This window comes from Streptococcus sp. E17BB, from assembly GCF_041807725.1.
Classification (GTDB): Bacteria; Bacillota; Bacilli; order Lactobacillales; family Streptococcaceae; genus Streptococcus; species Streptococcus entericus.
The window spans coordinates 21,866-39,323 of sequence record NZ_JBGTZC010000005.1 but is presented as its reverse complement, the minus strand read 5'-3'; the positions used below and the strand labels follow the sequence as shown (position 1 = coordinate 39,323).

16 protein-coding genes are annotated in these 17,458 nt (G+C 46.1%); 3 read left to right on the top strand and 13 right to left on the bottom strand.

The genetic code is table 11. The features are described from left to right. The first annotated feature begins 116 nt into the window (after positions 1 to 116). Together atpD and ACERC7_RS02055 are read left to right on the top strand one after the other, a co-directional pair. A complete protein-coding gene (atpD, locus tag ACERC7_RS02060; RefSeq protein ID WP_373665987.1) occupies positions 117 to 1,523 on the top strand; it encodes a F0F1 ATP synthase subunit beta in 1,407 nt (468 codons plus the stop codon). 11 nt (positions 1,524 to 1,534) lie between these two features. Then, positions 1,535 to 1,960 (top strand): F0F1 ATP synthase subunit epsilon, encoded by a 426-nt coding sequence (locus tag ACERC7_RS02055; RefSeq protein WP_373665986.1) that lies wholly within the window; start codon positions 1,535 to 1,537, stop codon positions 1,958 to 1,960. 37 nt (positions 1,961 to 1,997) lie between these two features. Here ACERC7_RS02055 and ACERC7_RS02050 read toward each other — a convergent pair whose 3' ends face one another. The 7 genes from ACERC7_RS02050 to trmL all read right to left on the bottom strand — a co-directional run bounded on the left by ACERC7_RS02050 (position 1,998) and on the right by trmL (position 9,030). Continuing rightward, positions 1,998 to 2,255, bottom strand: coding sequence for a DUF896 family protein (locus ACERC7_RS02050; protein ID WP_373658039.1), 258 nt, complete (start codon positions 2,253 to 2,255; stop codon positions 1,998 to 2,000). Positions 2,256 to 2,421: 166 nt separating this feature from the next. Then, complete coding sequence (locus tag ACERC7_RS02045; protein ID WP_373665985.1) at positions 2,422 to 2,583, bottom strand: hypothetical protein; 162 nt, start codon at positions 2,581 to 2,583, stop codon at positions 2,422 to 2,424. A gap of 11 nt (positions 2,584 to 2,594) precedes the next feature. Continuing rightward, positions 2,595 to 4,634 (bottom strand): glycine--tRNA ligase subunit beta, encoded by a 2,040-nt coding sequence (gene glyS, locus ACERC7_RS02040; protein ID WP_373665984.1) that lies wholly within the window; start codon positions 4,632 to 4,634, stop codon positions 2,595 to 2,597. A gap of 351 nt (positions 4,635 to 4,985) precedes the next feature. Then, the gene (gene glyQ / locus ACERC7_RS02035; protein WP_373658037.1) at positions 4,986 to 5,900 is read right to left on the bottom strand and encodes a glycine--tRNA ligase subunit alpha; all 915 of its coding nucleotides are present in this window, start codon (positions 5,898 to 5,900) and stop codon (positions 4,986 to 4,988) included. Between the two features lie 190 nt (positions 5,901 to 6,090). Next, a complete protein-coding gene (locus ACERC7_RS02030) occupies positions 6,091 to 6,849 on the bottom strand; it encodes an elongation factor Tu (RefSeq protein WP_373666009.1) in 759 nt (252 codons plus the stop codon). A gap of 388 nt (positions 6,850 to 7,237) precedes the next feature. Continuing rightward, positions 7,238 to 8,386 (bottom strand): N-acetylglucosamine-6-phosphate deacetylase, encoded by a 1,149-nt coding sequence (nagA, locus tag ACERC7_RS02025; protein WP_373658036.1) that lies wholly within the window; start codon positions 8,384 to 8,386, stop codon positions 7,238 to 7,240. Positions 8,387 to 8,520: 134 nt separating this feature from the next. Then, a complete protein-coding gene (gene trmL, locus ACERC7_RS02020; RefSeq protein ID WP_373658035.1) occupies positions 8,521 to 9,030 on the bottom strand; it encodes a tRNA (uridine(34)/cytosine(34)/5-carboxymethylaminomethyluridine(34)-2'-O)-methyltransferase TrmL in 510 nt (169 codons plus the stop codon). A gap of 294 nt (positions 9,031 to 9,324) precedes the next feature. On the opposite strand from trmL, the gene lysS reads away from it, so the two are divergent. Then, the gene (lysS, locus tag ACERC7_RS02015) at positions 9,325 to 10,815 is read left to right on the top strand and encodes a lysine--tRNA ligase (protein ID WP_373665983.1); all 1,491 of its coding nucleotides are present in this window, start codon (positions 9,325 to 9,327) and stop codon (positions 10,813 to 10,815) included. Between the two features lie 360 nt (positions 10,816 to 11,175). Here the strand turns inward: lysS and ACERC7_RS02010 are convergent, their stop codons facing one another. From ACERC7_RS02010 to ACERC7_RS01985, 6 genes are all read right to left on the bottom strand, one after another. Continuing rightward, positions 11,176 to 11,451, bottom strand: coding sequence for a PspC domain-containing protein (locus ACERC7_RS02010; RefSeq protein ID WP_373659929.1), 276 nt, complete (start codon positions 11,449 to 11,451; stop codon positions 11,176 to 11,178). A gap of 75 nt (positions 11,452 to 11,526) precedes the next feature. Next, positions 11,527 to 11,952 carry a SprT family protein gene (locus ACERC7_RS02005; protein WP_373665982.1) on the bottom strand — a complete coding sequence of 142 codons (426 nt, stop codon included), beginning with the start codon at positions 11,950 to 11,952 and terminating at the stop codon, positions 11,527 to 11,529. Next, positions 11,939 to 14,065: a Tex family protein gene (locus ACERC7_RS02000; RefSeq protein WP_373665981.1), complete on the bottom strand. Its 2,127-nt coding sequence runs from the start codon at positions 14,063 to 14,065 to the stop codon at positions 11,939 to 11,941. Before ACERC7_RS02000 ends, ACERC7_RS02005 begins: the two co-directional genes overlap by 14 nt. Positions 14,066 to 14,279: 214 nt before the next feature. After that, the gene (locus ACERC7_RS01995; RefSeq protein WP_373665980.1) at positions 14,280 to 15,332 is read right to left on the bottom strand and encodes an LLM class flavin-dependent oxidoreductase; all 1,053 of its coding nucleotides are present in this window, start codon (positions 15,330 to 15,332) and stop codon (positions 14,280 to 14,282) included. A 415-nt stretch (positions 15,333 to 15,747) separates the two neighbouring features. Continuing rightward, complete coding sequence (locus ACERC7_RS01990) at positions 15,748 to 16,551, bottom strand: ABC transporter ATP-binding protein (RefSeq protein ID WP_373659919.1); 804 nt, start codon at positions 16,549 to 16,551, stop codon at positions 15,748 to 15,750. A gap of 9 nt (positions 16,552 to 16,560) precedes the next feature. Then, positions 16,561 to 17,445 (bottom strand): ABC transporter permease, encoded by an 885-nt coding sequence (locus ACERC7_RS01985; protein WP_018367538.1) that lies wholly within the window; start codon positions 17,443 to 17,445, stop codon positions 16,561 to 16,563. Positions 17,446 to 17,458 lie beyond the last annotated feature (13 nt).

Below are 17,458 nucleotides of genomic sequence, written 5' to 3'. Positions count from 1 at the left end.
CTGTTGAGAAATGGCAGAGCAGATAATCAGTTGGTGGTCAGCTCTGCTATTTTCCAAAGAAAATCAGTAACAGCTTTGTGACAGACGAGAAGACTTAGTAAAATTGAGGAAAAAATATGAGTTCAGGTAAAATTGCTCAGGTAGTTGGTCCAGTAGTGGACGTGGTGTTCGCCGCAGGCGATAAGCTACCTGAAATAAACCACGCTCTTGTGGTTTATAAAGATGGCGATAAAAAGCAGAAAATCGTTCTGGAGGTTGCTCTGGAGCTTGGAGATGGTGTGGTGCGCACCATCGCTATGGAATCGACAGACGGTCTAAAGCGAGGGCTCGAGGTGCTAGACACTGGTCGCCCTATCAGCGTACCCGTTGGTCCGGAGACACTCGGTCGCGTCTTTAACGTTTTGGGAGATACCATTGATTTGGAAGCCCCCTTTGGAGAAAACGCCAAGCGCGAGCCCATTCATAAAAAAGCCCCAGCCTTTGATGAGCTGGCGACCTCTTCAGAGATTTTGGAGACAGGCATCAAGGTCATCGACCTTTTAGCCCCCTACCTGAAAGGTGGTAAGGTAGGTCTCTTTGGTGGTGCTGGTGTTGGTAAGACCGTCCTAATTCAGGAACTAATTAACAACATTGCCCAAGAACACGGAGGTATCTCTGTCTTTACAGGTGTTGGTGAACGTACCCGTGAGGGAAATGACCTTTATTGGGAGATGAAAGAGTCTGGTGTTATTGAGAAAACTGCCATGGTCTTTGGTCAGATGAACGAGCCACCAGGTGCTCGGATGCGGGTTGCCCTGACAGGTCTGACCATTGCTGAATACTTCCGTGATGTGGAAGGTCAAGATGTGTTGCTTTTCATTGATAACATCTTCCGCTTTACACAGGCAGGGTCAGAAGTTTCTGCCCTCCTAGGACGGATGCCGTCTGCGGTGGGTTACCAACCAACCCTTGCGACCGAGATGGGGCAACTGCAAGAACGGATTACTTCTACCAAGAAAGGCTCTGTAACATCCATTCAGGCCATCTACGTCCCTGCGGATGACTACACTGACCCAGCGCCAGCAACTGCTTTTGCGCACTTGGACTCAACCACCAACTTGGAACGTCGTCTGACACAGATGGGGATTTACCCAGCGGTTGACCCGTTAGCTTCCAGCTCACGTGCCCTCTCTCCTGAAATTGTTGGAGAAGAGCATTATGCGGTTGCCACTGAGGTGCAACGTGTGCTCCAACGCTACCGTGAGTTACAGGATATTATTGCTATCCTTGGTATGGACGAGTTATCAGAAGATGAGAAAATTTTGGTTGGGCGTGCGCGTCGGATTCAATTCTTCTTGTCACAAAACTTCCACGTCGCCGAGCAATTCACTGGTCAGCCTGGTTCTTACGTTCCAGTAGCAGAGACCGTCAGAGGCTTCAAGGCTATTCTTGATGGAGAATACGACCATCTACCAGAAGATGCCTTTAGAAACGTTGGCCCAATCGAAGATGTGGTCAAAAAAGCGGCTAAAATGGGCTACTAGGGAGACCGTTTATGGAAAAAGAACCAATGACCGTTCAGATTGTCACACCAGACGGGCTCAAATATGATCATCATGCCAATTTTATCACTGTCCGTACGCGGTCAGGTGAGATGGGGATTTTACCAAATCACGCGAATACAATTGCGCCACTAGAGGTACATGAGGTTAAGATTCGGCGAATTGATGATGATAGCCATGTGGATTGGGTCGCCGTTAACGGTGGGATTATCGAGATCAAGAATAATCTGATTACCATTGTTGCTGATTCAGCTGAGCGTGACCGTGATATTGATGTCAGTCGTGCCGAACGAGCCAAACTTCGTGCAGAACGTGCCCTCGCTGAAGCCGAGTTACGCCATCAGACTGATGAGGTCGAACGCGCTAAAGTCGCCTTGCAACGAGCTCTTAATCGCATTAGCGTTGGGGAAAAAGAATAAAATCAACCGTGGGTAAACTTACCCACGGTTTTTATGCTTATGAATTTGGATCGTCAAGACTTCTGCCATGCAAGCCCTTCTCACGCTGCACTTGACGCAAGCGCTCTGGGGTGATATCATTGCCAGCCTCATCGACAATCTTAATCCCCTCCACATGGGCACGCACACTGCGTCGGTAGCCTTCGATGTACTCCTCACGCAGGGCTGCCTGCTCAGCCAGCTCGCTTTCCGTCAAGCCTTCGGCTTTTTTCTTTCGAGCCAATTCATTGATTCGATCAATTTTTGCTTGTTCCATATCATGATACAAAGAGCGTCACAGACAAAGGGAATAAAACAATCTGGGAGACTGTTTTAGCCCGATCCCTAACATCAATGGGGCAAGGGAACGTTGAGGGATAATTTTCTCAACAATCATTTTACCACCGTCTGTAGCTCGTGTTCTAATCCTTTCTAACTTTCTCTTACTTCTTCTGATTAAGGCGGTCAATAAAACGACTGACCTTGTATTTCTGCTCATCTTCTGCCTGTTGTGCAACTACAAAAAAGATAAACATACCGATAATCACAACCAACCAAAACAGAAACTCCGAGATGGTGAATTCAACACCAAAAATCTCAATCATGAGTGATGTCCTTACTTGGTATTGAGCTGATTAAACACCGCCACTTGACCTGCTTTCTCTGCCAAGGTCTTGAGTAGGACCAAGCGATTGTTGCGAACCGCCATGTCGTCCGCCATGACCATGGTGTTGTCAAAGAAAGCGTCAATGACTGGGCTAAGAGCAAAGAGCTTAGCTAGGTTGGCAGCCATGTCCTCACTCAAACTCAAGCCCTCGACAGCCGCTGCCAAGGTTTTTTCCGCCTCGTTTTCAAAGAGATCAGCTGACAGGGTCACACCTGCTTCTGCCTTTTCCGCCAAGTTAAAGACCCGAGCCAGACTTTCCACGGCTGATTTGTAGCCGTCCGTCTTAGAAGCTTGGAAAATAGCCGAGCTGGCAGCCAGAAGCTCCTTGACCACAAAGGTAGAGCTAGAGAGAACTGCTTCTCGGATGTCTTTAGGAATTCTACTGTCCATCATCTTCTCGATACGGGCAGCGATAAAGCTCATGACATCCGCTTGGTTGGCATAGGTCAGGCTATCAAAATTGAGGGCATACAGCTCTGTCACCAACTTGTCCAAAGGAACGGTCCAGCCAAACTTGTCCAAAATCCGCACGATACCAGCAGTTGCCCGACGCAGGGCATATGGATCGTTTGACCCAGACGGGATCAAGCCCACTGAGAAGAATGACAGTAACGTGTCCAGCTTGTCAGAAAGTGCCAAGACCGCACCGACTTTTGTCTCAGGAAGCTCCCCTTCGGCAGAATTTGGCAGGTAATGCTCACGGATAGCTGCTGCCACACCAGCGGTCTCGCTAGCCAAGAGGGCATATTTCTCCCCCATGATGCCTTGGAGCTCGTCAAATTCACCAACCATGCCGGTCAAGAGGTCGAACTTGTAGATGCTGGCAGCACGGTCAAGGTCTGACCGCTCTTCGTCAGATAGCTCTGCCATTGCCGCCAAATGGCTAGCTATGGTCGCCGTCCGCGCCATGTGCTCGGAAAGACTGCCAATTTTTTCATGGAAGGTGACATTAGCGAGCTTCGCCACCAAGTCCGCAATCACCAATTTCTGGTCCTCTTTCCAGAAAAATTCACCGTCTTCCAAGCGTGCTACGAGGACTTTTTCGTTGCCTTTGATGACATTTTCGAGGTGTTGGTCGTTGCCGTTGCGGACAGAGATAAAATTCGGAAGGAGCTTGCCCGTCTTATCCCGCACGACAAAATAGCGCTGGTGATTCTTCATAGAGGTCACCAGAACTTCTTCTGGCACGTCCAGATACTTGGCGTCAAAGCTCCCCATAAAGGCAGTCGGGTACTCGACTAGGTTGAGCACCTCGCTCAAGAGCTCCTCATCAATATCCACAACCACCCCTTGTGCTGCCTCGATGGCTCTGATTTGACTGACAATCATGTCTTGACGTTCCGCTGGGTCTGCGATGACAAACTGCTCCCGCAGGTCAGCTTCGTAGCTGTCAGCAGTTGCAATCTCGGTCTCTTTCCCCAAAAAGCGGTGCCCACGACTGGTGCGACCAGATGTGATGTCAAGAAAATCCATGTCCAAGGCCACATCATCCACCAAGACCATCAAGGTGTGGACAGGTCGGATGTATTTGAAAGTGTTTGAGCCCCAAGCCATGCTAACAGGAAAGGTCAGGCTTTTAAGCACCTCTGGAATACCTGCCAAGACCGTTTCCGCAGGTTGACCCGCTTCATTTTTGGTCACGTAAACATACTCTTCACCCTTAATGTCCTCAAAGCGAATGTCAGCTGTGGTCAAGCCCTTGCCGCGGACAAAGCCTTCAGCAGCCTTGGTAAAGTTGCCATCAGCGTCCAAGGCGATTTTCTTAGCCGGACCCTTGAAGTCTTCGCTTAGGTCGGTTTGACGCTCGGCCAAACCAGACACACGCACGGCCAGACGGCGTGGAGTTGAGAAGGCCTCAATCCCTTCAAAACTCAACCGATTGTCCGCCAAAAAGGCAGACACCTTGTCTTTCAACTGGTTCATGGCAGGCGTCACGATGTAGGCAGGGATTTCCTCCAAGCCCAGTTCAATCAATACAGTTTTTGTCATGTTTTACCTCAAAAATTCTTTTTGAAATGTCTTTTTTGATAGATTCTTAAGTGGTGGGGGACGCCAGTAAACCTTTGGTTTCGTGGCTAATTTTGGAGCCTAAACTCTCCAAAATCCACTCAGACAGAGTGTGGTACAAAGTCTCGGTCTCTCCACTTTATTATCATCAAATAAGCAAGACGCAGTGGTTGAGTGGGCTCTAATACGCTGATTCCATCAGCTTTTACAGCCCCACTCAACTGTGCGGAGATGGGACGACGAAATCGAATTCTGACGAATCACCGATTTCTGTCCCACTCTCTGTCCTGTCACCACGGCGAATCTATCCCAGGATGCTCGCTAAAGCTCGCATTACTCTTCTTCCGCCAAGAGTTTGGCACGAGTTGCCTCATCTAAAAGCGGATAGCCCAAGCGTTTGCGTTCTGCGACAAAGGTTTTGGCGACCACACGCGCCAAGTTTCGGATACGAGCGATGTAGCCTGCCCGCTCCGTCACCGATACTGCCCCACGCGCGTCTAAAAGGTTGAAGGTGTGAGAGCACTTGAGCACATAGTCAAAGGCTGGGTGCACTAGATGCTCATCTAAGCAGCGTTTCGCTTCGGCTTCAAATTTGTCAAAATTGCTGAGCAACAAGTCTTGGTCACTGACTTCAAAGCTGTATTTAGAATGCTCGTACTCTGGTTGGGTGAAGATTTCGCCGTACTTGACCCCACGTGCCCACTCGATGTCATAGACCGACTCGACTTCTTGGATATAGGACGCCAAGCGCTCCAAGCCGTAAGTGACTTCAGCAGTGACAGGACCTGTCTCAAGCCCCCCCACCTGCTGGAAGTAGGTAAATTGAGTGATTTCCATGCCATCAAGCCAGACTTCCCAGCCCAGACCCGCAGAACCCGTTGAAGGATTTTCCCAGTTATCCTCAACAAAGCGAATGTCATGCTCCAAAGGATTGATCCCTAATTTTTCTAAGGATTGCAAATAAAGCTCTTGGATATTGCTCGGCGATGGTTTCATAACCACCTGAAACTGGTGGTGCTGGTAAAGACGGTTTGGGTTTTCCCCATAACGACCATCTGCTGGACGGCGAGACGGCTCTACATAAGCCGCATTCCACGGCTCAGGACCGATGGCACGCAAGAAAGTGTAAGGCGACATGGTTCCCGCCCCTTTTTCTGTATCGTAGGCCTGCATAAGCATGCACCCTTGCTCATTCCAAAATTGTTGTAAGATCAGGATGATCTCCTGGAAAGTCAATTTTTTAGACATAATATTCTCCTTAAAAATAATGTTTAGGACTTGCGATACTCTAATCACTCAACCGATAATGTTTAGTGATGAGAGCTAGTAGAGGGGCTAGGAAAGGGCTCACGAGACGTTCCGTAGGATAGGCGATTGAAATGCCCCTGTGAACAATTCGTCTTGTACGCAAGGTTTCTCCGCTTTAGGTAATCAACCGTTAAGGCTCTTGTGGCAAAACACCTTTTTTTATCAACCAATCCAAAAATGTCTGAACAGGCTCAGTCTCCAACCACTCATGACAATAAGCAAAAACGGCCTCAACAGACCCTAACTGGTCAATCAGCTGATCAACCAGAAGAAAACTGCGCCAATACTCATAAAAAATGCTCGCGTAATCTCCTTCATAAGTTGCCTGACCAAAGTCATTCAGCGAGTGCCAACCATAATGTTGCTCAAAGAGATTGACCAACTGCTGATTTGCCCATTTCTCAGCTGCAAATTCTTCTGGTGTGAGAAAATAGCGGCGACTGATATACTCGACCATGCCCTCTTCAAACCAGATGTAGCGATAAAAGTCCTTATCTTCTGCGAAACGGTCTGACCAATGGGCAAATTCATGACCCAAAACCTGTAAAACATAATTATCTGACACTTGCACATAATACTGACGCAATTGGTCAAGAAGTTCCGACGGCTCATAGCAGTCTAACTGTTTCAGATATAAATCCCGCCAAACCTGCCGTTCTGGCGTCAGTACGAGACGAACAGCATTGGTATAGGCTGGGATAGGGCACTCTCTGATAATATGGCTAGCCGCATGAGCAGTCGCCCAAAGAACTGCTTGCGGCAGATCTCTGACCGCATAGGTCTCGGATAGAAACTGAAGGTAGTCGACTATGGTCTTATCGTACTTAGCCACAAAGGCTTGATAAGCCGTCAACTGTTCCTTGCTATCAACAAGATAGAGATAATCCATCGCTTTCCTTTCTAAAGCAAAGAACCCCATCCCATACACTCCTAGCTTAACGCATAGGGGCGTTCGAGACGCGGTTCCACCCTAATTTATGACTTGATTGGTTATCAAATTGTGAACAGAAAGTGCCGACCCAACACCTGTTTCACTTGGCTCTCACCCCCCCAAGCTCGCTTCAGAAACCCTATGATGGTTCTCTTTCTGGTAATTAGTCTACCAAAAAATCTCAATCTTGTCCAGTAACGATTGTTTTCTGCCTTCTTACATACACTCTTTCAATGACAGAACAGTTACACCATGCATCTGAAGTTAAGTTTTCCTTCAATCAAAAGATTTCTTAACTTCTCCAAATGGCTTAAGACACATTCAGCCTGATAAACAGGTTACCAAATTATACTTGATAAACTTTTTGACCATCAATATAAGTGGCAACCAGATCAAGATCCTTGGTCAAAACAATGAAGTCAGCATCGCGACCGCTCTTAATCTGACCACATTTGTCATCAATCTTGCAGGAAATGGCTGGGATGAGACTGGCCATACGGACTGCTTCGACACGGCTGGCAATACCCCAATCAGCCACATTTTTGAGCCCTTGGTAAAGTTTGAGGATAGAACCTGCTAAACTAGCTGTGTTATCCTTGAGTCGTGCTGTGCCATTTTCCACGATAACAGGGAAATCACCTAGCATGTAATCACCCTCTGGCATACCGCCAGCTCTCATACAGTCTGTGATTAGCGCCACATGGTCATGGCTTTTTTGTTTAATAAGAATTTCGCAAGCCTTTGGATTGACGTGGTGCCCATCACAAATCAACTCCGCATAGGTGTTTGGAATATCGTAAACTGCACCAACCATACCTGGCTCACGGTGGTTGAGACCGCGCATCCCATTATAGGCATGGACCCAGACACTAGCACCAGCGTAGACCGCATCCTGAGCTTGAGAAAAAGTGGCATTAGAATGCCCTAGAGCAACAACGACACCCTGATCCGTCACATGACGGACAAATTCTGAAACACCATTGCGTTCAGGTGCAATGGCAATTTTAGAAATCAACCCTTGGGCAGAAGCCTGCCACGTTTCAAACTGTTCGATAGATGGGTCACCCATGTAAGCTGGGTTCTGAGCCCCCTTGAACTCCTCGGTAAAGTAAGGTCCTTCAAAATAAAGCCCTTGAATCTTAGCTCCTTTAGCATGTTTGGCTTGAGCAACCTTTTCACAAACCTCATTGAGAATCTCAAAGGTTGACGTTAAAGTTGTTGGCAAATAGCTAGTCACCCCAGTTGATGGCAAACCTGCTGAAATCGTCTCGATGGCTTCGACACTGTTGTCCATCACATCTGCACCACCAAAGCCATGGATGTGGGTATCCACCAGACCAGGTGCAATGCTATAGCCTGTATAATCTAAAATTTCAGCGTCAGCAGGTACTTGAGCTGTCCAGTCTCCAAACACGCCGTCTGTTACTGCGAGATAGCCTCCACGACACTCTTCGTAAGGGTAAAAGAAGGAATCTGCTTTTATGTAGTAAGTCATTGACATCGCCTCCATGTACTTGATATTTCTATTATACTCCTCTTTTTTAGATTTGTAAATGGTCTATACCAAATTTTAAACACTTAAATCCCTATATACCTGCTTTCACACCTAAGCTTTGGTTAAATACTTTTCTATTTTAGCTTATCCTGCTCGTAAGTATGAACCAAGTCCAGTCCAGCAAACTGTTGTTGTCTAAGTGCCTCATAGACTAGCAGGCACACAGTATTAGACACATTGAGGCTTCGAACATGATCATCATTCATCGGAATGCGAAGAGCCTTGTCCTCATATTGTCGCATAAACGCCTCTGGCAGACCCGTATCTTCTCTTCCAAACATAAGGTAGTGATCACCTGATAAGGCAAAATCAGCTTGGTCATAGGTTTTTTGAGCAAATTTACTAATTAAGTACAGGCTGCCTTGACAAGTATCTAGAAACTCTTCTAAACTATCGTAATAATGCACCTCTAGCTTATCCCAATAATCTAGACCAGCTCGCTTCATCTTTTTATCATCAATAGGAAACCCCATGGGCTTGATGATGTGCAGGGGAGAATTAGTTGCAGCACAGGTTCTGGCGATGTTGCCTGTATTTTGTGGAATCTGGGGCTGATAAAGCACAATATGATTACGATAGGTCATCATGTCTCCTTCACAATACAAAAATAGTCACACCGTCCGGAATAACTCAGCAGACAGCGTGACTGGCGGTGCTTCATTAACTTAACTCATAACAGGGAAGAGCTAAATCAACGAATGCTTACTACAAGTATAGACCATCTGACATCATTTGTCAAGACTTCTGCTTACACATGACACAACATATTGCTCAGGAGATATCGAGTTGCATCAGCTCTACTATTTTTCATCAAAAATCGTGCTATCCGGCTAAATTTGTGTTAAAATTAAAGGTAAAGACAATTTTTGGAGGACACTATGTCACATTTGGAAGAATTAAACGACCAGCAGTTGGTTCGTCGTGAGAAATTGCAGGCCTTGATTGAGGCAGGAATTGATCCATTTGGGAAACGCTTTGAACGCACGGCTAATTCCGCAGAGTTGAAGGCTGAGTTTGACGAGAAGAGCAAGGAAGAATTAGAGGAACTCGGTGCAACAGCGGTAATTTCTGGCCGTCTCATGACCAAGCGTGGTAAAGGTAAGGCTGGCTTTGCCCATCTCCAAGACCGCGAGGGGCAAATTCAGATTTATGTCCGTAAGGACGATGTCGGCGAAGAGGCCTATGAGATTTTCAAAAAAGCTGACTTGGGCGACTTCCTTGGCATTGAGGGAACTGTCTTCAAGACCAACGTTGGTGAGCTGTCGCTCCATGCGACCAAACTAACCCACCTGTCTAAAGCCCTGCGTCCTCTGCCTGAGAAATTCCACGGCTTAACAGACATCGAAACCATCTACCGTAAGCGCCATCTGGACTTGATTTCTAATCGTGAGAGCTTTGACCGCTTCATCACCCGCTCAAAAGTCATTTCTGAAATCCGTCGCTATTTAGACGGTCTGGGCTTCCTAGAAGTGGAGACCCCTGTCCTCCACAATGAGGCAGGTGGGGCAGCTGCTCGGCCATTTATCACCCACCATAATGCTCAAAATATTGATATGGTTTTACGTATCGCACTTGAATTACACTTAAAACGCCTTATTGTTGGTGGCATGGAGAAGGTCTATGAAATCGGGCGGATTTTCCGTAACGAAGGTATGGACGCTACGCATAACCCTGAGTTTACTATGATTGAGGTTTACCAAGCTTATGCCGACTATCAAGATATCATGGACTTGACCGAGGGCATTATCCAACATGTGGCGAAGAGTGTCAAAGGTGATGCGCCTGTCATCTATCAGGGGACGGAAATCAAGCTTCACGAACCCTTCAAACGAGTACACATGGTGGATGCCATCAAGGAGCAAACAGGCGTGGACTTCTGGCAAGACATGACTTTGGAAGAGGCAACAGCTATTGCTAAGGAAAAACATGTCCCAGTTGAAAAACACTACACTGAGGTTGGGCATATCATCAACGCCTTCTTTGAGGAATTTGTGGAAGATACCCTAATCCAGCCAACCTTTGTTTACGGTCACCCCGTCGCTGTATCACCATTGGCCAAGAAAAATGACGAGGATCCTCGTTTCACTGACCGCTTTGAGCTCTTTATCATGACCAAGGAGTACGGCAACGCCTTTACCGAGCTCAATGACCCGATTGACCAGTTGGAGCGCTTCAAAGCACAGGCAGCAGCTAAGGACCTAGGTGATGATGAGGCAACAGGCATTGACTATGACTATGTTGAAGCACTGGAGTACGGTATGCCACCAACAGGTGGACTCGGTATCGGCATCGACCGCCTCTGCATGCTCTTGACGGACACGATAACTATCCGTGATGTGCTCTTATTCCCTACAATGAAGAATTTGTAAAGTGAATAAAATTTCAGGCACCACAGCAAGTTCACCCCTCGCTTTTGGATTTCCAAGCGAGGGTTTTTGTTTAATAGTCGGATAAAATATTCACAGTGAAGATGCTGTAAGGCGAGATATTGTTGTCAAAGTAATATCCTTCATTCATGGCTTTGCTTGCTTTGACAACTCGACAGCTGGGTTGATTTTTGCGATGATGGTATTCTGAAAAAGCAATCAATCTAAGCACTTGTTTACTTATCCGTCTCTGCCATCGTAATCTGACAAAACAACAAAACCACCGATTAGTCATTTTAACTAATCGGTGGTTTCTTGATATCGGCTATCCTGTTATTAGCCAGATTAACATTCGCTAAAAATTTACCAAAACCAGCCGTCGTTGTCATCTTTGACAGGCTTGGCTTGTTTGACTTTGCGAGGACCTGTGCCATACTGCTCTTCAAGCAAATCTTCTTTATATGGAAGAACAAATGCCAGGATGAAATAAATCAGAATTCCCGGTATATTCGTAAAGAAAATAGCTAACATAAACAGCACACGTACCAAGGACAAATCCCAACCAAAACGATCAGACAGACCGGCTAGGACTCCCGAAACGGCTTTTTGCCGACGAAGTTTATAAAATTCTGTTGTCATGACTGACCTCCTCATATGATGATAAGTCTAGTATAACCGAGGTTTGTCGAAAAAACATCGGTCATAAGACTGATTTTACAAATTCAAGTCTAGCTGCCCTAAACATTTGCCGCAACGGTACTTGGTTTGATTGATTCGCCGCTGCCTTGAGTAAATCGTCCCGCAAGCTCGGCAACTGTAATGATAAGTTGCTTGCCTGCTTGATGGGACAAATCTTAGCCCGTCCACCTGCTTCAGCAAGTCCTTAAAATCTTTATCTCTATGCCGATAGCCCTTTTTAGAATGATACAGGTGATAATGGCAGAGCTCATGCCTGACGATTTTCCGAAAAACAGCTTCGCCATGTTCTTCTAGAACCTTGAGATTGAAGTCCAAATGCCCATCATTTGGAAAGAAGCGACCACCTGTGCTCCTCAATCGGTTATTCCACACAGCCTTGTGGCGAAAAGGAAGACCAAAGTCTTCTAGCGACACTTGCCGAACATAATCATCTAAGTTCATCGAGTGGCACCAAGGACAGATTAACCTTTTGACGATCCTGGTCAATCCTAGAAACCCATACCGTCACAATGTCTCCCACCGAAACCTTCTCACTCGGATGCTTGATAAACTGATGGCTCATTTGTGAAATATGGATGAGCCCATCCTCATGAAGACCAATATCAACAAAAGCACCAAAGTCGACCACATTTCGAACCGTGCCTTCAAGCTCATGTCCAATAGTCAAGTCAGAGAGCTCTAGGACATCTTGACGGAGAATTGGTGCTGCAAATTCCTCACGCAAATCGCGACCTGGCTTGAGCAGATCAGCAATAATGTCCGTTAGCGTCGCTTCACCGATACCCAATTCATGCGCAGTCTCTGCAATCGATAAACGCTTGAGTTTCACTTGAGCAAGCTCATCCAGCTGAGAAATGTCTTGCTTGTCGAGCAAGGCTTTCACAGCAGGGTAGCTCTCTGGGTGAACGCCAGTATTATCCAAAATGTTATTACTCTCTGGAATACGCAAAAAGCCAGCGGCCTGTTCAAAGGCTTTTGCACCCAAACGAGGCACTTTTTTCAACTCAGTCCGGCTCCTGATGAGCCCGTTTTCTTCACGGTAAGCAACAATGTTATCTGAAATCGTATTGCTCAGACCAGAAACATGAGATAACAAGGCACTACTTGCTGTATTGACATTAACACCAACTTGGTTCACCACCGTCTCCACCACAAAATCCAGATGCTCTGCTAATTTCTTCTGGCTGACATCATGCTGGTACTGGCCGACACCGATGGATTTAGGGTCAATTTTAACTAACTCAGCCAGCGGGTCTTGGAGACGTCTGGCGATGGAAATAGCCGAGCGCTTCTCCACAGTCAAGTTTGGAAACTCTGCTCGCGCTTGTTCGGAAGCAGAGTAAACAGAGGCACCGCTCTCGTTGACGATGACATAGGAAACATCACGGTAGTCTGCCAGCACTTCTGCCACAAATGCTTCACTTTCTCGACTAGCTGTGCCATTCCCAATCGCAATAATCTCTATCGCAAACGCCTCAATAAGCTGCCTCAGCTCGGCTTTAGCTTCTGTAATTTGAGCCTTGCTAGCAGGCTTAACGGGATAAATCACCTGAGTCTCTAGGAGCTTACCTGTCTGGTCCACTACTGCTAATTTTGCCCCTGTCCGAAAAGCAGGGTCAAAGCCCAAAACCATTTTCCCTTTGAGAGGAGGAATTAAAAGCAACTGACGGAGATTGGTTGAAAAGAGCTGTATAGCCCCATCTTCTGCCATTTCGAGGAGTTCTGACCAGATGCGTCGTTCAATAGCAGGTAGAATTTTTTTCTTGAGGGCTGATTGGATAATCTGGTCGATGTACTGGTTCTTTTCCTTGAAGCGAGCCGCTAAAAAACGGATCATTTTGTCCACGTTATGGACAAAACTGAGTTTGAGGATTCCTAGTTTGTCAGCCCTATTGAGCGCTAGAACCCGATACCCATGCAATTTATTGATAGGTTCTATAAAATCATAATAAATTTGAAAGACTTTTTTCTCATCAGCTTTTTCATCTTTAAGCTCTGAGGTTAACTGCCCATAGCGCCAGACCTCATTGTAAACCCATGACCTAACCCTGTGATCATCAGCCAAAGCTTCAATTAAAATATCACAAGCTCCTGCTATAGCTTCCTTAGCAGTTGGGTATTGTTCGCTGACAAAAGTTGCCGCCTGTTGACTCAAATCACCAACATTCTGCAAGATGAGACGCGCCAAGGGGAATAGACCTGCTTCCCTGGCTTGTGTTGCCTTGGTACGGCGCTTTTCTTTATAAGGAGCATAAAGTTCCTCGACTTCTGATAACTTTGTCGCCTGCTCGATGGCAGCTTTTAGCTCTTCTGTTAATTTTCCTTGCTCAGCTATTTTACCTAGTACAGTTGCTTGGCGTTCCATCAATGCCGTCAAACTCTTGTCTAAATCCACAATAGCTTTGATGGCAACTTCATCAAGGTTACCTGTTGCTTCCTTGCGGTAACGAGCGATAAAAGGAATGGTGTTGCCTTCTGCCGTCAAGACAAGGACTGTTTCAACTTGTGTTGGGCTCACACTCAGGGTGTGAGCAATTTTTTCTTTCTGTTCCATAGGACTATTATATCACATTAAAAGATAAAAGAAAAAAGCATCAGGTGATGACGAGTGGCAACTAAAAAACACTCGTCACGTCAGTTGTCACAAGTGTTTTATGCATTAACTAAAATTTAACGAGTGACTGTCAATGATGCTGAAATCCTGATGTCGTTAAATGATAAGGGGTGACTATTAGTTCCTCCATACTCATTTGTACTGGTAGATTCATTTACGCTTTCCCAGCAAAATAAGCACGTACCTTTGGTGCAACCTGTTCATCATAAATCCTGATTGCCTTTAAGGTCTCAGCATATGGCATAGAACCAATTGGCAAGTGTAGCATAAAGCGATCTAGGTCCAAATCCTCAATCAGGCGAATCATCTTCTCAGCCACGGTATCGGCATCACCGACAAACATGGCGCCATCTGGTCCAACTGCACTGTCATAATACTCACGAGTCAGTGGTCGCCAGTAAGGACGTGTCCGCCCAATATTATCGGAAGCAATTTTAGTCGGTAGGAAATAATCTTCGACAGCTTGTTCTGTTGTTTCAGCCAACCATCCCCACGAATGGGCAGCAATTTTTAACCGATCACTATCATGCCCTGCTTGCTGACCAATCTCTCGATAAGCTTTGGTTAGTTGTTTGAAGGCTCTGGGATTGCCACCGATAATCACGTAAGCAATCGGTAAACCTTTTTCTGCAATTTTGACAGTCGAAGCCGCATTACCGCCAGTCGCTACCCAAATCGGAAAGTCTTTTTGCACAGCACGAGGTAAAACTGGCTTGTTATCAACGGTTTGGGTATGCTTTCCTGTCCAATTCAGATAGGTAGAGTCTTTAATCGCTAAAAGCATCTCCAATTTTTCGTCGAACAGTTCTTCATAATCTTTCAAATCATAGCCAAATAGCGGAAAACTTTCTGTAAATGATCCTCGACCAGCCATAATCTCTGCTCTGCCATTTGACAACGCATCAATGGTAGCATACTGCTGGTAAAGGCGAATAGGATCAATAGAGGACAAAACGGTCACCGCAGAACTCAAGCGAATGCGCTTGGTCTTAACCGCACCAGCAGCAAGAACAATCTCTGGTGCAGAAACCGCAAAATCTTCTCGATGATGCTCCCCAATGCCATAAAAATCAAGACCAACCTGATCAGCTAATTCAATCTCCTCAACTAAATCACGCAGGCACTGGTCATGAGCCAAGGGCTTTCCTGTGCCAACCAGTTCAGACGTGTCGCCAAATGTTGAAATACCTAACTCGATCTGTTTCATGCATAAACTCCTTCGTTATATGATGAGTATTATTTTATCACTATGTAGTGTCTTTTTCGATTCATTTGATCAGTTCTGATTGCCGAAAATAAAAAGTGAAAAGCAACCGTTCATTCAATAAGGTGTATTCCAGACCGACACAGTTGAATAAGTTAATGAACTCAGCACATCAGAGGTACTCAGCCACTGCGTCTTGGTTAATTGACGGTAATAAAATAAAGAAGCCAGGATTCTCCCCAGCCTCTCCTAATCCTATCTGACGAGTGACTCACGCGCAGTCACTCCGTTGGAATAAGCTATCAAAGCTTTACAGACTAGCGGTTAAAGCTGTGCTTGATTTGCATGACCTACCTTTGACCAACCACCAGACGGCTACTCAAAAGATAATCCAACACGTTTGTTCACACTTTTCAGCTTAACTTAAAACGAGCTCATCGCTAGCCAGACGTTCACCACTATTTTTGTGGAAAAGCTCCAGCAAATCTGAAACTGTCAGCTTTTCTTTTTCCTGACCAGAAATATCCACCACAATGTTCCCTTGATGAAGCATGATCAAGCGATTGCCATAGCGAATAGCGTGTTCCATGTTATGGGTAATCATCAGGGTCGTCAATCGGTGGCCTGTCACAATCTTATCCGTCAGTTGCATCACCATATCGCTGGTCTTAGGATCAAGGGCAGCTGTGTGCTCATCCAGCAAAAGGAGCTGTGGTTTAACCAAGGCAGCCATCACCAGAGTGAGCGCTTGCCTCTGACCGCCTGATAGAAATGCCGTGTCGACCTTGAGGCGATATTCTAACCCTAGACCTAGCTCTGCTAATTCTTGGCGAAATAGCTCGCGCTGGCTCTGTTTAACCCCCTTAGTCAGCCCTCTAGCTTGACCGCGTTTGTAGGCGATAGCCATATTCTCCTCAATGGTTAGACGAGAAGCTGTACCCATCTTAGGGTCTTGAAAGACCCGACTAATCATTTTTGCCCGCTTAGCGACAGGCAAATCCTTAATGCTTTTACCACCAAGTAGGATATCCCCCTGATCAATGGGTAATGTGCCTGCCAGACAGTTCATTAAGGTTGATTTGCCTGCCCCATTTCCTCCAATTACGGTGATAAAATCGCCCTCTTCTGCGGTTAAATTAAGGCCTCTCAAGACATGGTTTTCATTGATTGTTCCTGCTTCAAAGGTTTTATGGATTGCTCTTAATTCTACAAGTTGTGTCATCTCATTCTCCTATCTTACACGAGGCTGTCTCAGTTTTAGCTTATCTTGGACTTCTGGCACATACAGCACCACCGCTAGTAAGCCCGCTGAAAAGAGCTTGACCATATCTGCATCAACACCTGGCAAAGAGAGAATAGCCAGCAAAATCAGACGATAAATCACCGCACCAACAACGATAGAAACCAGACGCCAACCCAAGGTTAAATGACGAATTAACACTTCTGCGATGATAATAGAGGCTAGACCGATAACAATCGTCCCAACACCTGAATTGATGTCTGCATAGCCATTATTCTGTGCCAACAGCGCACCACATAAGGCAATCAAGCCATTTGACAGGGCATAAGCAATAATTTTCATGTTATCCGTGTTGATACCATTCGCCGCACTCATCGGAATATTGTCCCCTGTCGACCGTAAAGCTAAACCAAGTTCTGTATGAAGCAAACCAATAAGACCAGCTAGGATAATGCTTAGGGTCATCAAGCCAATCACCATCACTGCTCCTGTCTTGTCTAGACCAAATTCTCGCAGGCGACTGACCAACGTTTCCTGCTGAAGAAGAGCTAGATTAGCCTTGCCTAGAACCTTGAGATTAACCGAATACAGACCAGTCAGAACGACAATACCAGTTAAAAGGCTAGGTAGCTTCATCTTGGTATGTAATAAACCTGCTACCACACCAGCTAATGCACCGCCAACAGCAGCGAGCAAGGTGGCCAGAATAGGGTCGACACCATTGACAATCGCAATGGCACAAATTGCGCCGCCAAGTGGGTAAGTCCCTTCAGCGGTTAAATCAGCGATGTCCAAAATACGAAAGGTCAGATAAACACCAATAACCATAACCGCCCAGAGTAATCCCTGTGAAATTGTTGATAAGATAAGTGACATCAAAAAGCCTTCT

What these genes read in the sequence shown, in the direction of transcription:
- atpD (WP_373665987.1), top strand. Translation starts at nt 117, where the DNA reads ATGAGTTCAGGTAAAATTGCTCAGGTAGTTGGTCCAGTAGTGGACGTG.
- ACERC7_RS02055 (WP_373665986.1), top strand. Translation starts at nt 1,535, where the DNA reads ATGGAAAAAGAACCAATGACCGTTCAGATTGTCACACCAGACGGGCTC.
- ACERC7_RS02050 (WP_373658039.1), bottom strand. Translation starts at nt 2,255, where the DNA reads ATGGAACAAGCAAAAATTGATCGAATCAATGAATTGGCTCGAAAGAAA.
- ACERC7_RS02045 (WP_373665985.1), bottom strand. Translation starts at nt 2,583, where the DNA reads ATGATTGAGATTTTTGGTGTTGAATTCACCATCTCGGAGTTTCTGTTT.
- glyS (WP_373665984.1), bottom strand. Translation starts at nt 4,634, where the DNA reads ATGACAAAAACTGTATTGATTGAACTGGGCTTGGAGGAAATCCCTGCC.
- glyQ (WP_373658037.1), bottom strand. Translation starts at nt 5,900, where the DNA reads ATGTCTAAAAAATTGACTTTCCAGGAGATCATCCTGATCTTACAACAA.
- ACERC7_RS02030 (WP_373666009.1), bottom strand. Translation starts at nt 6,849, where the DNA reads ATGGATTATCTCTATCTTGTTGATAGCAAGGAACAGTTGACGGCTTAT.
- nagA (WP_373658036.1), bottom strand. Translation starts at nt 8,386, where the DNA reads ATGACTTACTACATAAAAGCAGATTCCTTCTTTTACCCTTACGAAGAG.
- trmL (WP_373658035.1), bottom strand. Translation starts at nt 9,030, where the DNA reads ATGACCTATCGTAATCATATTGTGCTTTATCAGCCCCAGATTCCACAA.
- lysS (WP_373665983.1), top strand. Translation starts at nt 9,325, where the DNA reads ATGTCACATTTGGAAGAATTAAACGACCAGCAGTTGGTTCGTCGTGAG.
- ACERC7_RS02010 (WP_373659929.1), bottom strand. Translation starts at nt 11,451, where the DNA reads ATGACAACAGAATTTTATAAACTTCGTCGGCAAAAAGCCGTTTCGGGA.
- ACERC7_RS02005 (WP_373665982.1), bottom strand. Translation starts at nt 11,952, where the DNA reads ATGAACTTAGATGATTATGTTCGGCAAGTGTCGCTAGAAGACTTTGGT.
- ACERC7_RS02000 (WP_373665981.1), bottom strand. Translation starts at nt 14,065, where the DNA reads ATGGAACAGAAAGAAAAAATTGCTCACACCCTGAGTGTGAGCCCAACA.
- ACERC7_RS01995 (WP_373665980.1), bottom strand. Translation starts at nt 15,332, where the DNA reads ATGAAACAGATCGAGTTAGGTATTTCAACATTTGGCGACACGTCTGAA.
- ACERC7_RS01990 (WP_373659919.1), bottom strand. Translation starts at nt 16,551, where the DNA reads ATGACACAACTTGTAGAATTAAGAGCAATCCATAAAACCTTTGAAGCA.
- ACERC7_RS01985 (WP_018367538.1), bottom strand. Translation starts at nt 17,445, where the DNA reads ATGTCACTTATCTTATCAACAATTTCACAGGGATTACTCTGGGCGGTT.